Annotated in this window: 17 protein-coding genes; 5 read left to right on the forward strand and 12 right to left on the reverse strand. The window is 71.0% G+C overall.

Translation table 11 applies throughout. The features are described 5' to 3' along the window. The first annotated feature begins 676 nt into the window (after window positions 1–676). Window positions 677–1,033 (forward strand): class I SAM-dependent methyltransferase, encoded by a 357-nt coding sequence (locus ABD844_RS28390; RefSeq protein WP_344884532.1) that lies wholly within the window; start codon window positions 677–679, stop codon window positions 1,031–1,033. A gap of 306 nt (window positions 1,034–1,339) precedes the next feature. Further along, window positions 1,340–2,272 (forward strand): NAD-dependent epimerase/dehydratase family protein, encoded by a 933-nt coding sequence (locus ABD844_RS28395; protein WP_344884535.1) that lies wholly within the window; start codon window positions 1,340–1,342, stop codon window positions 2,270–2,272. A 154-nt stretch (window positions 2,273–2,426) separates the two neighbouring features. On the opposite strand, the gene ABD844_RS28400 is transcribed toward ABD844_RS28395, so the two are convergent. Then, window positions 2,427–2,834, reverse strand: coding sequence for a hypothetical protein (locus ABD844_RS28400; RefSeq protein WP_344884538.1), 408 nt, complete (start codon window positions 2,832–2,834; stop codon window positions 2,427–2,429). A gap of 180 nt (window positions 2,835–3,014) precedes the next feature. Here ABD844_RS28400 and ABD844_RS28405 point away from each other — a divergent pair, with 180 nt between their 5' ends. Both ABD844_RS28405 and ABD844_RS28410 read left to right on the forward strand, forming a co-directional pair. Continuing rightward, entirely contained in the window at window positions 3,015–3,161 is a 147-nt protein-coding gene (locus tag ABD844_RS28405) for a hypothetical protein (protein WP_344884541.1), read from the forward strand. Window positions 3,162–3,418: 257 nt separating this feature from the next. After that, window positions 3,419–4,093, forward strand: a complete 675-nt coding sequence (locus ABD844_RS28410) for an L-2-amino-thiazoline-4-carboxylic acid hydrolase (RefSeq protein ID WP_344884544.1) — start codon at window positions 3,419–3,421, stop codon at window positions 4,091–4,093. On the opposite strand, the gene ABD844_RS28415 is transcribed toward ABD844_RS28410, so the two are convergent. The 3 genes from ABD844_RS28415 to ABD844_RS28425 form a co-directional block, all read right to left on the reverse strand. Next, window positions 4,074–4,256 (reverse strand): hypothetical protein, encoded by a 183-nt coding sequence (locus ABD844_RS28415; protein ID WP_344884547.1) that lies wholly within the window; start codon window positions 4,254–4,256, stop codon window positions 4,074–4,076. The genes ABD844_RS28410 and ABD844_RS28415 overlap by 20 nt on opposite strands. A gap of 96 nt (window positions 4,257–4,352) precedes the next feature. Further along, window positions 4,353–4,685, reverse strand: coding sequence for a hypothetical protein (locus ABD844_RS28420; RefSeq protein WP_344884550.1), 333 nt, complete (start codon window positions 4,683–4,685; stop codon window positions 4,353–4,355). Window positions 4,686–5,181: 496 nt separating this feature from the next. Continuing rightward, on the reverse strand, window positions 5,182–6,132 hold the full coding sequence (locus ABD844_RS28425; protein ID WP_344884553.1) for a quinone oxidoreductase family protein: 951 nt from the start codon (window positions 6,130–6,132) through the stop codon (window positions 5,182–5,184). 130 nt (window positions 6,133–6,262) lie between these two features. Between ABD844_RS28425 and ABD844_RS28430 the strand changes: the two genes are divergently transcribed. Then, on the forward strand, window positions 6,263–6,946 hold the full coding sequence (locus ABD844_RS28430; protein ID WP_344884556.1) for a TetR/AcrR family transcriptional regulator: 684 nt from the start codon (window positions 6,263–6,265) through the stop codon (window positions 6,944–6,946). A 655-nt stretch (window positions 6,947–7,601) separates the two neighbouring features. Here ABD844_RS28430 and ABD844_RS28435 read toward each other — a convergent pair. From ABD844_RS28435 to ABD844_RS53300, 8 genes are all read right to left on the reverse strand, one after another. Then, a complete protein-coding gene (locus ABD844_RS28435) occupies window positions 7,602–9,218 on the reverse strand; it encodes an ABC transporter permease (RefSeq protein WP_344884559.1) in 1,617 nt (538 codons plus the stop codon). Further along, a complete protein-coding gene (locus ABD844_RS28440; protein WP_344884562.1) occupies window positions 9,215–10,117 on the reverse strand; it encodes an ABC transporter ATP-binding protein in 903 nt (300 codons plus the stop codon). Before ABD844_RS28440 ends, ABD844_RS28435 begins: the two co-directional genes overlap by 4 nt. A gap of 80 nt (window positions 10,118–10,197) precedes the next feature. Then, window positions 10,198–10,596, reverse strand: coding sequence for a hypothetical protein (locus tag ABD844_RS28445; protein ID WP_344884565.1), 399 nt, complete (start codon window positions 10,594–10,596; stop codon window positions 10,198–10,200). Window positions 10,597–10,707: 111 nt separating this feature from the next. Beyond that, on the reverse strand, window positions 10,708–11,898 hold the full coding sequence (locus ABD844_RS28450) for a sensor histidine kinase (RefSeq protein WP_344884568.1): 1,191 nt from the start codon (window positions 11,896–11,898) through the stop codon (window positions 10,708–10,710). Between the two features lie 117 nt (window positions 11,899–12,015). Beyond that, window positions 12,016–12,687, reverse strand: coding sequence for a response regulator (locus ABD844_RS28455; RefSeq protein WP_344884571.1), 672 nt, complete (start codon window positions 12,685–12,687; stop codon window positions 12,016–12,018). 20 nt (window positions 12,688–12,707) lie between these two features. Then, entirely contained in the window at window positions 12,708–12,917 is a 210-nt protein-coding gene (locus ABD844_RS28460; RefSeq protein ID WP_344884574.1) for an MbtH family protein, read from the reverse strand. Window positions 12,918–13,276: 359 nt separating this feature from the next. Next, on the reverse strand, window positions 13,277–13,699 hold the full coding sequence (locus ABD844_RS28465; protein WP_344884577.1) for a nuclear transport factor 2 family protein: 423 nt from the start codon (window positions 13,697–13,699) through the stop codon (window positions 13,277–13,279). Between the two features lie 154 nt (window positions 13,700–13,853). Beyond that, complete coding sequence (locus ABD844_RS53300) at window positions 13,854–13,937, reverse strand: FAD-dependent monooxygenase (protein ID WP_425568678.1); 84 nt, start codon at window positions 13,935–13,937, stop codon at window positions 13,854–13,856. Between the last annotated feature and the right edge of the window lie 120 nt (window positions 13,938–14,057).

Here is a 14,057-nt window from a genome sequence, read left to right on the forward strand (position 1 = left end):
CCACGGCCGGAGTATGTCTTGCGTATCCCCCGGTGGGTTGCCGGGTGATGACGCTCAGGCGGTTGGGCAGTGTTCATGACGGCAATGTGGGAGGGCAGGACGACGAGCCAGTCGGGCGTCCGCCCAGGTCTCGTCGGTGACGCCGGCGGCGGCGTCGGTGCTGCGGGTGCCGTGTTCGGCCAGTTCCAGGGCGGTTGCCGAGGGAGTTGAGACGAGTGTCCGCACGCTCTCCTTGTCGTGTTTACGTCACACTCCACCGACGAGGCAGTCCGCTGGGACGTCACAGCCGACCGAGGTGACCTACGTCGCCCACCCGCCGCTCGACCGCGACCATCAGGGGAGCGAAGGTCAGGGAGATCGTACCCGTGACCCGCCGGCGAAGCGGGATACCGCTGGATAACGACACTTCACTCCTTTACAGCTTGTCGAAGCCGTACGTCTCGCCTGGGGCGGCGTCCGCGCGTTGCGCCTCCGCCCACCCCGGCCGAACTCCGTACCGTTTGTGGTAGGCAGCTTGGGACGAGGCCCTTGAGTGGCGCTGAAAGCACTCTGAACGCTCGGGCGTGAGGTGTTCGCCGTCTACCGCCGCCGCCCGGCCGCGTCGCCGGCGACCCGACACACCTGGCGATGCTGGACGAAGCAGGCGGGGTCCTCACTGGACGACGGTCTGTCACGGATGACAGCGAGCCAGGAAGCGATCGACACCGGCCTGGTCACACCCGCTTTCACGTGGGGCGCCATGGCAGTCCCCAACCTGAAGGGCGGCCTCGCCTACCTCACCCTGCGCCGCACCGACACCACCACCACCGCGGCCGGCGAGGTGACGTACGAGGTCGGCGTCATCGGGCACGGTCCGGGCGGCGACAAACTGGCCCACCATGTCGCCGACCTGATCCGCCTGTGGGATCGCGACTACCGGCAGAGCACGGTCCGCATCGACCTCCAGCACCCCCATGCGGCCACCCGTCTGCCTGGCGCGTACCGGTTCGAGCTATCACTCCTTCCAGGGGCTCTGGCCCGCTTTCGGTGGTGACGGAACGTGGTGACTCTGCCGAGGATGTCGTACGCCGCCGCGAGCAGCAGGCTGCGGTTCGCGGCGAAGACGGCTGCCCGCTCGTCCACGATGTCGTCCGTCAGTTTCGTCCCACGACTTCCCCGGTTGCTTGCCTTTCCTGCATGGGACGAACCCGTCGCCGGCCGTGTGACATCCCGGGCGAAACACCGTGTCACAGCGCGCTTCGCTCCAGCGTCTGATCGTAGAGCGGCCAGGCACAGTCGGCCGTGGCCTCAGGAAAGGAACGTGCTCGATGACACACCACCAGCCAGAAGGAGACCGCACATGAAGGTCGTGCTCGCGGGAGCGACGGGCACCCTCGGCGGCGAACTCGTGCCGAGACTGCTCGCCGCCGGCCATTCGGTGCTTGGTCTGACCCGCTCCCCCGGCAAGGCGCGCCTGCTGGAGGACGCCGGCGTCGAGACGCGGGTGGTCGACGTGATGGACGAGCGGCGGCTGCTGGACGCGTTGCGCGGACACCGCGCCGACGCGGTGATCCATCAGGCGACCGCGATCACCGGCACGCCGCTGCGGCACCGGGACCTGCACGCCACCAACAACCTGCGCGAGCAGGGGACGGCGAACCTGCTGCGGGCGGCCGAGCTGGTCGGCGCGCACCGGTTCGTCACGCAGTCGTTCTTCCTCGGCTACGGCTACCGCGACCACGGCGAGGCGGAGCTGACCGAGGACCACCCGTTCGCGCCGACCGGCCGCGGCGCCTTCGAGCGGCACCTGCGCTCGATGCGGGCCAACGAGCGGCTGGCGTTCGGCACGCCGGGGGTCGACGGGATCGCGCTGCGCTACGGGCTCTTCTACGGCCCCGAGCCGGGCACCCGCAAGCTGATGGCGATGGCCTCGAAGCGCATGCTGCCGGCGCCGAGGCCGTCCGGGGTCACCTCGCCCATCCACATCGCCGACGCGGCGGCGGCCACGGTCGCGGCCCTCGATCGTGGGCGGGCCGGGCAGGCGTACAACGTCGTGGACGACACCCCGGTGACGTTCGCGGACTTCGTCGCCGCCGTGGCGGAGGCGGCTGGGGCGCCGGCGCCGATCACCGTGCCGAGCTGGCTGCTGCGGCCGGCACCCTACATGTACGCGCTCATGGCGGGCACCCGGATCCGGCTGTCCAACGAGAAGGCCAAGCGGGAGCTGGGGTGGCGGCCGGAGTATCCGAGCTGCCGGGACGGCCTGCGGCACGTTCGCCCGGCGGGCGCGTGACGCGCCGCCGTCGTCGCCGACACGCTGCACGTGCACGGCTACGACCGGGAGGCGGAGCTCGCCGCCGGGCGACCGTCGACGCTGAGCATCGGCACGGACATCCCCGGCGTCTTCGAGGTCGAGCTCCGCCCGGAGCGGGCTGGTCCTGACCCGGCTACACGTGAGCCCGTGACCGGCGGCTGAGCTGCCTGCGGTGCACCACGAGGCCGGCCAGCGCCAGCAGCGAGACGAGACCGAGCTGCCACCAGTTGTCCGGGCTGCCGCCGAGGTCCAGGTCGGCCGCGTGGTTCACCGCGTGCAGCGTGTTGGTGACGAAGAACCCGACCAGCACGATCGACAGCACGTCATGCCACACCAGCGCGCTCAGCATCATCAGCCCGATGCCGATCTGGAAGACCCCGGCGTCGTGCAGGAAGTGCACGTGATTGGGGAACCGGGCGAAGACCGCGAAGCCCGCCGGGTCGATGCGCATCCACACGCCGAAGACCAGCATCGTCAGCGCGCCGACCACCACGGCCACCTGGACGAAGATCCTGGCCGGCCTGCTGTAGCCGTTCGTCATGTTGTGTCCCTTCCTGTGCCTGCTCGCTCTGGTGCTAGGACGAGCGCCCACGTCGGCGTGTGACACGGCTCAGCCCGCGGACATCAGCGTGATGCCGAGGCCCGTGTAGACGACATGAGCGCGACCTGGGCATCCTGCGCTCCGCGACGCTGGTGCGTCGACCTCGCGATGTGCCCCACCGTGATCATCATCAGCCTGGCGTTCGCGCTCGCCTACGGGCCGCCGACCATCGTCGCCACCCAGGGCGTCGCCGAGCACGAACAGGGGTGGCCGGAGGGCTGCTGTACACCTCCTTCCCATTCGGGCTCGCCGCCGGCATCGCAGTGATCGTCGCCATGACCGCGAGCGGCGTCTCCCAGGCGCCGCTCAAACGGCCAGCCCGGAGGACGCCGCCGGGTAGCCGCCGGTGGACGTGACCGGCGCAGGCGTGGCAGACTTGGCGGGACAATATCAACACAGCTTGTCAGCGCCAGGTAGGTCGGTGGAGTGCGCTGGCGTGCTCGCTCGGTCGCGAGCACGGCCAGTCGCGCCTCCGGGTGTGGTCGCGGTCGTGTACGTGCCGGGCCGTACCCGAAAGGACCCACATGTCCACCGACCAGTTCGGACTCGCTGAGGGCGGCTACGTCCCCGATCCCGATCGCGACACCGCCCTGCTCATCGACGGCTTCTACCAGCACGTCGCCGCGACCCTGCGCGAGCACGCGCTTCCCGGCGATCTTCTGCCCGCCATCCGGGCCCGTCAGGACGAGCTCGAAGCGGCCAACCAGCCGATGGTCGTCGATGAGCCTGCCCGCTACAACCTGCGCATGACCCTGGCCTTGGTGGCCGCCTACGAATTCCTCCTGCCCAGGCTGGGACGGGAGGCGGCCACCGCCGCCGTACGCACGGCGTTCATCGAACCGCTCGGCGACACCATGAAGGAGGGCACCCGGGCGATGCTGGACGCCGCGCCGGACCCCTTCCAGGCCATGGTGGCGATGTCCAGATCGCGCGAGGAGCACGCGTTCGGGAGCGGGTTCGTCTTCGACAGGTCCGCCGACGACGACCAGCGCTACCACCTCGACGTACGGCGGTGCTTCTACCACGACGTCCTGGTCGCCAACGGGGCGCCGGAGCTGACCCCGGCCATGTGCGCGTTCGACGCCAACTGGATCGAGGCCATCGAACCCGACCTGCACGGCTTCCACTTCGACCGCCCCACCACCATCGGCCTGGGCGGCACCCACTGCCCCTTCCACTTCACCCGGAACGACCGCTGACACTCCCGTAGCCGCCCCCCGGCCCCGGCCGCCATACCGGGGCCGGGTCGGGCGGCACCCGGGCCACGCCGTGCGGCGGCGAACAGCCGGCGATCACCGGCTCCAGCACCTCCATCGTGGCCTCGGGCGTGAGCGGCGCTGAACCGGCTGCGCGAGGTGGCATGTCCGACAGCAATGCCTTCGAGGTGCTGATGGACCCGGCCCGCGTCTGCTCGCCAAGCCAGATCACCGAGGCGGGCGGCCAGTACCGCCGCAGGGTCTAGTGATCGAGGTCGCGGAAGGCGTACCAGGGTCCCCACATCGGCAAGGTGTCGGAGGGTCGCCCGTGCGGGCTCCAGACATACCCGGACGGCTCGTCGGCGCGTCTGAAGTAGACCGCGCCGGCCTCCTCGAAGACGGTCACGAACGTGAGGCCCCCGATCGTCGTATCGTGGAGCACCTCGCCCTCGTCCAGGGAGCGGGCGACCTGCTCCATGCCGTCCACCGACCGGTTGAAGGCCATGTCCCCGTAGGACGCCATGAACATCACCCCCGCCAGGAGGAGGATGCCGGTCACGAAAACCCCTACGGCGACGGCGGTCCTTCGCGCCATGGCCCGTCAGCTCCTACGGGCGACGCCGCACAGCCCCAGGGAGGCGTAGGGGTCGTCGATGAAGCCGGTGGTATCGGTCCCTTCGGGCCGACACTCCGGCAGCCACACCAGCTGTTCCCTGGTTCCTCGACCTCGCACCACAACGGGCACCGTGTCCTCCTTGCCGCAGTTAACAGGGCGCTTCCCCGTGCCGCCCGCCGAATGTGACCGCAGGTCATGCTCAGCGATCCCACAGATGATAGGGCGATCTCTGCGGCGGGGCCATCGGCCGCGGCGGGCCCGCTTCGACCCGGACTGGGGGCAGAGCCGGGCCGGCCGAACCGGCGGGCGCACACGACAGGCCGGCCGACATCCCGCCCCGGAAGACACCCTGACAGACACACGCCGCGTCGTCGACCGCGGCACCGTCCGTCCGGGCGGGCCGACAGCCGCTGCTTCCGACCAGGCGAACCACCCATCAGGCAGTACCACCGGGTGATCTGCTCGTCACGACGAATCAGACGGTCAGCACGATCTTGCCGAAGGTGGCGCGGGACTCCAGCAGAGTGTGCGCGGCCGCGGCTTCGTCCAGCGGGAAGGTGCCGTGCACCACCGGCTTCAGGCGGCCTTCCCGCAAGTCGGCGAAGACGAGTGCGAAGGTCTCGGCGGCGGTCTTCGACGGTGCGCTGCTGAGACTGAGGGTCGAGATGGTCCAGGACTGCTGGAAGTTCGCGAACAGTGCCATGCCGAAGTCGGGGGTGGGGGCACCTGCGGCGATGCCGCTGATCACGTACCTGCCGTTCGGGCGGAGCAGGGGGATGAAGTCGGCCACGTCGGAACCGGCGACGATGTCGATGACGGCGTGATAGCGGCCGTCCGGGCCCGGGTCGACCGCGTCCAGGCCCTCGACTTCCGTGGCCCCCAGGTCGTACAGCCGCTGCGCGACGGACCGGTCGGGAACGGAGGCGATCACCGTCGCACCCCGAGCGGCCGCGAGCTGGGTGGTGAGCACGCCGATCCCGCCACCGGCGCCTCGAACGAGCACCCGCTCGCCCGCCTTGAGGTCGGCCCTTTCCAGGCTTGCCGCGGCGACCAGGGAATTCACCCCGAGCGCTACCGCGTCATGGGACGAGACGTCCTCCGGTAGTTCTACGAGAGATTCGACGGGCACCACGGCACGGTCGCTGTAGCCGCCGCCCTGTCCGGTCGGCGCGAAGACCCGGCGTCCCACCCACCCGGCGTCGTCCTCCGAACCGACCTCGACCACCGTGCCCGCCACCTCCAGACCGGGTACGAAACCGGTGCCGACGTCAGGCTTGGCACCCTGCCGTATCAGAACGTCGAAGAGGCCGACCCCGGCCGCTGCCACCGCCAATACGGCATGGCCCGGCTCGGCGGTCGGGTCCGGCCGGTCGACCAGTTTGAGGTTCTCCGGACCACCGAAGTCGGTGATCTCTACTGCACGCATGATGTCTCCTTGTAGCGTTCTGCCGCGCATGAAAGGGGGAGGCGTCCTCGGTGACCTCGATGCCGCGGCACCAGAGCAGGCTAACCTCACTAATCGGATGACCTCTTCCATTTATGGTTAAGTGAGAGACATGCCTGTTCAGCCGTCTCGAAACCCGGCCTCGTCCGCCTCCGAGACCCCCGTCCGGGGGCAGCGAGCCGACGCCCGGCACAACCGCGCCCGGCTCCTCCAGGCCGCCCGCGAGGCGTACGCCCTCAACGGCACCGACGTACCCTCCAGCACCATCGCCCGCAGGGCCGGCGTTGGCGCCGCCACCCTCTACCGGCACTTCCCGACCCGGGGCTCGCTGATCGCCGCGGCGTTCTCCGAGCAGCTCGCCGAGTGCGTCGCAGCCTTGGACGAGGCCCTACGGGACGACGATCCCTGGCGCGGTCTCTGCTCCGTCCTCACCAAGGTGTGCAGGATGCAGGCCGAAGACCGCGGGTTCAGCGCCGCGTTCCTCGAGGAGTCTCCCGACGATCCCGACCTCCGTCGCGAGCGCGCCCGCGCCGAGGCAGGACTCGCCCAGTTGGTACAACGTGCGAAGAAGACAGGGCAGTTGCGCAAGGACTTCCATCCCAGCGACGTCACCCTCCTGCTCCTGGCGAACAGCGGCGTCGTGCGGCAGTCCCCGGAGGTGTCCCTGGCCGCCTCTCGCCGCCTGCTCGCCTACTTCCTCCAGTCCTGCCGGACCACGGACGGCACGCCGCCCCTCCCCCAGCCCGCGCCGCTCCGCCTCGACGACCTTTACGGGCCGCCACACCGAACCGACTGACCGGCGACTTCCGCCTGAGGCGCGCCCCCACGCCAGACGCCTGCCCGTCTGTGCGCCAGCCAACCAAGATCAATCTCCGTCAGAGGTCATCAGCTACTTTGGGGCCGGGGACATCTTCGGGAGCGGAGGGCCTGAGATTTCCCACAGACCTTGCTGACCGCGCCGGTCTCCATCGGCGCTCTGCTGGTTGATGATCAGATGCGGGTTGGCGGTGTTGGGCCAGCGGGTGCGCCGGTGCTCCAGCCAGTCGCAGAGCATTTGGTGGGTGAGGTCGTCCAGGGGCCGCGTCCGTCCGGGTCCTTGCCGTGGAAGCAGTTCCGCGACGAGGCTGTCGATGGAACGGAAGCCGCTCCGGCGAACGCGCCTGCCGATACCGCGCCACGGTCGCCGCTGCCGGAAAACGCCGACCACCTCCTGGTGCTCACCGCGCTTGAGGGGCAGGGCCGCGAACCTCGCGCTCATGGCTGCCCGGTTCAGCACCGTGCCTTACCTGCCTGACAAGATCAGATCGCTCTGACCTGCGAGAAGAGGCAGAAACCCAAGATAACGATTGGCGCGATAGGTCTAGTTCAATGCATCACCCTACGCGGCGACGCCCCGTCACGGCAGGGAGACTCCGGACAGAGCCCGTTCCGGGGCAGGGCGCGCGGTCGGATCAGGCCGAGAGGTTGCGCCTGGTTTCGGCGGCCAGGAAGGCCGCGCCGAGCATGAGCAGGGCCGCCGCGTAGAAGAGGGGCGTGGGCCCGGTCGGCGCGCCCGCGTCGCGTACGGCGCCCATGAAGTCGACGGCCGCCACCTTGTTGACCACGAGGTACCAGATCGGCAGGTAGACCGCCTGGAACACCCGGTGGGTGCGGCACACGACGCCGAGCAGCATGGCCAGCGAGGGGATGAACAGCACACCGGCCAGCCAGGCGGCGAGGCCCGGGACGTCCGCCGCGAGCGCCATGCGGATCAGCGGTGCCACGCCCAGGACAGCCGTCAGCACGACGCCGGACCCCCATTCGGCCAGCAGCCTCCGGCGGACCGCCGGGTACGCGCCCAGCAGGCCCTCCATGCCGTGCTCCACCTGCTGGCTGCCAAGGCGGGACCAGATCAGCACGGGCCAGATCCAGACCGCGGGGAGGACGAGCCCGGTCACGAGGTCGCCGGGCACGGCGAATCCGGTCACGGTCAGCGCGGCGGCCACCACCCACCACCACGGGGAGACGCCGCCCACCAGGATGCGCACCTCCCCGGCGAGGAGCCGGCCGAAGGTGCCGCCGCTCTCGGTGGCCGTCTTCGGCAGCGTGAGGGCGGCGGTGGGCGCCGGGCGGTACACGGGGACGGCGGGCCCGGGGGCGTCCGCCCCGGCCAGGGAACCGGCGTCGGCCTCGTCCTCGGCGGGGACCCGCGCGGCGTCGCCGCGCCGGGCGCGCGAGGGGTCGAAGCGGCCGAACCAGAGGGCGGGCAGCAGGGCCAGCGCCACCGCGATCACCACGATCAGCAGGCGGCTCGCGAGGAACCCGCCGCCGAGTTCGAACCCGTCCCAGCGGAATGGCGTGAGCGGTTCGGCGACCTGCGTGAGCCCAAGGCTGAAGGCGCGGTCGCCTCCCTTCCCGAGCTCTTCGGTCAGGGCCGCCCTCATCGAGTCGGTGGCCCGGCCGACGCCGAGCCCGCCGAGCGGGGCGCTGGAGGACTGCCCGCCGATCCCCACCACCAGGGCGACGAAGAACCAGATCACGTTGCCGACCCCGCCGCGCAGCACCGGGACGGTCTCGAAGAGCACGGCCGCGGCGGCCGTCAGCGCCAGCAGGGGCAGCGCCATCACCAGGAAGGGCTTGAGCAGGGCGACCAGGTCGATCCCCCGGTCCTCACCGCGCACCAGTTGCATGGCGAGCGCGGTCGCCGCCAGCACGCCGAGCATCGAGGCCAGCGCCAGGAAGCTGCTGAGGAACTTGGAGGCCAGGAACAGGGCGGTACGGACGGGGGTGGCGGCCAGGATCTGGCCGACGCGGGTCTCCTCGTCCCGGGCGATGCCCTTGCGGACGACGTAGAAGCCGCCCAGGGTGAGCCAGAGCGCCCCAGCCAGGGCGGTCGCCACACCGACGTACGCGCTGTTGTACGTGCCCCGGTACTCGCCGAGCGCGAGGATCACCCACCGGCCGTCGGCCGGGGGCACGGCCAGGTAGCCGAGGCCGACGGCGGCCAGCAGGACCACCAGGTAGACGGGGCGGCGCACCCGGTCCTTGAAGTCCCCGGCGGTCAGGCCGGGCAGGGCGCTCAGGTTCATCGCCGCACCGCCGGGCGGTCGTCGGAACGCCGGTCCGCGGCCCCCCGGATGACGCCGAGGTAGGCGTCCTCCAGGTCCGGGGCGACCTGGGTGGCGTCGCCGACCGGGGGCTGGGCCGACAGGACCCGCAGCCGTACCCCTGCCGAGGTGCGGATCATGCGGCTGACCACGTAGTGGCTCTGCACGGCGGAGACGGTGGAGGGGTCGACGAGGATCTCCCAGACCCGTCCCTTCAGGTCCCCCATCAGCTCCTCCGGGGCACCCCGGCGCAGCAGCCTCCCGCCGGCCATGACCGCGATGTCGGAGGCGACGGACTCCACGTCGGAGACGATGTGGGTCGACAGCATCACCACGCGGTCGGCGGACAGGTCGCTCAGCAGGTTGCGGAACCGGACCCGCTCCTCGGGGTCGAGGCCGGCGGTGGGTTCGTCGACCACGATCACCCGGGGGTCGCCCAGCAGCGCCTGGGCGATGCCGACCCGGCGCAGCATGCCGCCGGAGTAGGCGCGCAGCGGCCGCTTCACGGCCTCGGTGAGGTTGACCAGTTCGAGCAGTTCCTCGATCCGCGCCTTGGCCGAGCGGGCGGAGAGGCCCTTGGCGGCGGCGAGGTAGGCGAGGAACTCGCGCGAGGTCAGGTGCGGGTAGACGCCGAAGTCCTGCGGCAGGTAGCCGAGGTGGCGGCGGATCGCGTTCGGGTCGGCGGTGAGGTCGGTGCCCTCGTAGCGGAGGGTTCCGCTGGTGGGCCTGGTCACCGTGGAGATGATCCGCATCAGGGAGGACTTCCCCGCGCCGTTGGGGCCGAGCAGGCCCACCATGCCGTGGCCGAGGGTCATGGACAAGCCGTCGACCGCGCGTTTGCCTCCCTTGTAGACCTTGGTGATGTCGATCAGCTCAAGCATGGTCTCCGCCTTCTCCGACTGCTCTGTCCGGCAGTTCTGTGTACGTGAGGGGGTGGTTCGGGGCCCGGCTCGCGGCCCGGTCAGCCCTTGAGGTCGGTGGGGTTGCCGTTGCGCAGCACGGTGGTGTCGCGCGGCACCTCTACGCGGAACTTGGTGTCGCAGCCGGCCAAGCCGCTGCAGGAGGCGTCCAGGTCGAGCGTGTCGCCCTTCAGCTCCCAGGTGATGTCGCTGCCGCCGAGCGAGACGCCCTGGTGGAACCACAGGGTGACGCGGACGTCCTCGATGTCGGCGGCGACCAGATCGGTCGGGTTGTCGTTGGTGCGGACGTTCAGCTTCTTGCCGCTGAAGGGGAACACCTTCTCCTGCGGGTCGGCCTTCTTCGCGTCGGCGCAGGCGGTGGCGCTGAGCAGCAGGCCGGCGGTGAGGGCGATCAGGGCGGTGACGGTCCTGCCGCCGGTGTTCTTGCCTCGGGTGAACATCGGGTTCTCCGTCTCCGGTCGGATAGTGATGGCTCAAGATTCCCGGAGTGCGGGTCCCCTGCCATCTGCCGTTCGGCAGATATCCGGGGACGGTCTGTCACACCGGCCCGGTCAGGCCGCCGGCCCGTCCAGGGGCAGCACGCCGACGACGGTCCAGCCCGCCGGACCTGGCCCCGCTTCGAGGCTGCCCCGCAGGCCGGTGAAGCGCTCGGTGAGCGCCACCAGGCCCGTACCGCCGTCGGCGCGGGGGGCGGGGGCGGGCCCGGTGGGCCGCCCGGCGTCGTCGGAGACGGCGACCCTGAGCCCGCCCGCGCCGCGAGCCACCGCGACCGTCACCAGGCGGGCCTCGGAGGCGTGCCTGCGGATGTTGGTCAGCGCCTCGATGACCAGGCGGTACGCGGCGTCCTCGACCTCCAGGGGCAGCGCCCCTGCAAGCCCGGGCGCCAGGTCGAGGGCGGTTCGGACGCTGCCGGACCCCTCGAAACGCTGCAGCAGGCCGGCCAGGTCGCCGAGGCCGTGCACGCGGGTGGGCGGGGGTTCCGTCTGGGTGCCCGGCTCGCGCAGCACCCGCAACGTGTCGTCCATGGAGGCCAGGGCCCGCTGCCCGGCGGCCTCCAGCCGCTCCAGCAGGTCCTTGGTGCGCGCCTCGTCGTAGTCGACGAGGCGCGCCGCCTGTGTCTCCAGCAGGATGCCGGTCACCTCGTGCGCCACGAAGTCGTGCAGGTCCCGGGCGACTTGGAGGCGCTGGTCGCGCCGGGCCCTGCTGATCGCCTCGGCCCTGCGTTCGTCCTGGGCACGCTGGTGCAGCCCGATCCCCACCGCGGTCAGGGCCAGCACGGCGGCGGCCAGGACGCCGAGGACCGACTGCTCCAGCCCGCTGTGGGAGTTCTTCAGCGAGAAGCGGAGCGGCAGAACGACGGCGGCGGCCGCGGTGAGCGTCCCGAGGACGGCGGCCGGGAGTACGGGCGCCCGGCGCACCACCCTCACCAGCAGCACCAGCAGCGCCGTCAGCTCGAACGGCAGCCAGGGCAGCGCCCACTTGACCTCCGCCCAGCCGTCGCGCAACAGCAGGAAGCCGAGGTCTCCCAGCACGGAGACCGCCGTGGCGGCCACCACCGCCCTCGGCAGCGTGAGGCTGCCTAGGGGATAGGCCGCCATGGCGGCCACCACGGCGAGGGCGGTGGGGACCACCACGAACAGGGCTTCGATGGGTGCCACGAAGGCGGGGAGGACAACCAGGCAGGTCACCAAGGCGCAGACCGTGGCCCGGCGGTTGGTGTCACGCATCATGTCAGTCCGCATGTGGGCGAGCGTACGCACGAACGGCGCGTCTGATATCTGCCGTTCGGCAGAGGCGGAGCACGGCGGAATCCTCTTCCCGTACGGGGCTCGGGCCCACTTCCGCCCCGCCCGCCGGCGTCACTTCGGGCGGCGGCTGAAGGTGTATCCGGCTTCGAAGGCCCGGACGGCGATGCCGACCCGGTTCCGTACCCCGAACTTCCGCTGGATGCTCGCCACGTGAGTCTTGACGGTGCCCGGCGAGATGAAGAGCTCGGCGGCGATGTCGGCGTTGGTGCCGCCTTCGGCGACCAGGGCGGCGATCTCGCCCTCCCGCTCGGTCAGCGCCTCCGAGGGGAGTGCCGAGTCGCCCGGCGCCCTGTTGCCGGTCACGTGCCGCAGCAGCCGTACCGTGATGGACGGGCTGATCAGGCTGTCCCCGGCCATGGCGGCGCGTACCGCCTCCACCAGCAGGGCGGGGCCCGAGCGCTTCAGCAGGAACCCGGAGGCGCCGTTGCGCAGCGCCGGATACACGTACTCGTCGAGGTCGAAGGTGGTGACCACGATGACCTTGGGCCTCGGCTCCGGCGCCTGGGGCCCGGCCAGCCGCCGGACCACCTCCAGGCCGTCCATCCGCGGCATCCTGATGTCGGCCAGGACCACGTCCGGCTGGAGGCGGCGGGCGACCTCCACCGCCTCCACCCCGTCGGCCGCCTCACCGACCACCTCCATGCCCTGCTGGCTCTCGAAGATGACTCGCATCCCCCGCCGGACCATCTCCTGATCGTCCACGAGCACCAGTTTCACCGTCATGGAGGCAGCTTGTCAGGAATTCAGCTCTGCCGTGCCACGCTCTTGGGACGCATGTCGGTCCAGTTCTCATCCACGTACGCCACGGCGGCCGCGCGGTCGGCGTCGGACACCACCACCGCCCACCCGGCGGGCACTTCGGCGAAGGCGGGCCACAGCGAGATCTGGCCCTCCTCGTTGACCAGGACGTGGAAGACGCCGTCCGCGTCGTCGAACGGGCTTCCGCCGCTCATGAGACTTCTCCTCGTACGGGAATTCTGACGCGCCCGGCCGGAGGGCCGGGACGCAGTGTCTGGGGTACGGCGAAGGAAGCTTCCTGCCGGTGCCTCTGGAGCAGCGCCATACCGAGGGACGTGCGGTCACTCGAGCTTCGCTGACACTGCTCATACTTCGTTGCGACAGGACAAGGGCAATGGCCGGCCGCCGCTCAGTGGCGTGGTGCCTGCCGTCCAAGAGCAGTCTGCCGCCGGCCACTGGTGATCGGCTTGCGCTCCGGTGCCCGAGGCACGCTACGCCGACCCCGCGCTCCGCCTCCGCGCCGACGCCCGGATCGTCGACTGGACGGCCTGAGCCGGCCGGCGCGGTCAGGGGTTCAGGTCAGGTGGCCGGCGAAGACCACGATCTCGTCGATGTCACCGACGGCGGTGACGTGGACCATGTCGGTGCCCGACAGTACGACGCCGCCGTCGGCAGCCTCGAAGCTCCAGCCGAAGCGGGCCCACTCGTGCGGCGCGTCCACCGGGGTCGTCCGCACCATGCGGCACCCGCCCGCCCGGTAGTTCTGCACCACCTCGGTGATGAAGTCCTCGACGACCCTGCGTCCGACGTCGCGGCCGAGAGGGCCGTGGAACACCACGTCCGCGGCGAGTGCCCGGCACAGCAGCGTGGTCCGCTCGGCGGGGTTGTCTGAGTTGGCCGCGGCGATGAACGCGTCGACGGCGTCGACGGCGTCGCCGTACTCAAGCGTGGGCGGAGCCTGCCCGCGGCTCTGTTGCCGCGTGCCTTCAGCGGTCATGGTCGGCGCTCCCCTCGTTCGTGCCAGCGCGCCGCAGGCGGCCGGAACAGCACGTGGCGGCGGAGCCGACGGTCACTGTCAGGGATACTAGGCGTTCTGCACCGGTGAGGCCACGAGCGCGGCGCCCTGCCCCGGGCGGTCGCGCTCGGGCTCCCTACTCGTCACGTACGATGCTGTGGGCGCCGTCGGCGCCGATCACGTACCGTGCGCGCAGATGGGGGCCGTCCTGCGGGCTCACGGTGATGGAGTCGGCGTCCTCCCGGGGTCAGGAAGTGGGTGCGGTGGTGTTCGACCCACTGCGCGTAGGTGTGCGGTCGTTCGCCGGTGAGCGTCTGTACGGTGTCCAGCACCCGGTGCG

The sequence above is a fragment of the Nonomuraea antimicrobica genome, from assembly GCF_039536965.1.
Lineage (GTDB): Bacteria > Actinomycetota > Actinomycetes > Streptosporangiales > Streptosporangiaceae > Nonomuraea > Nonomuraea antimicrobica.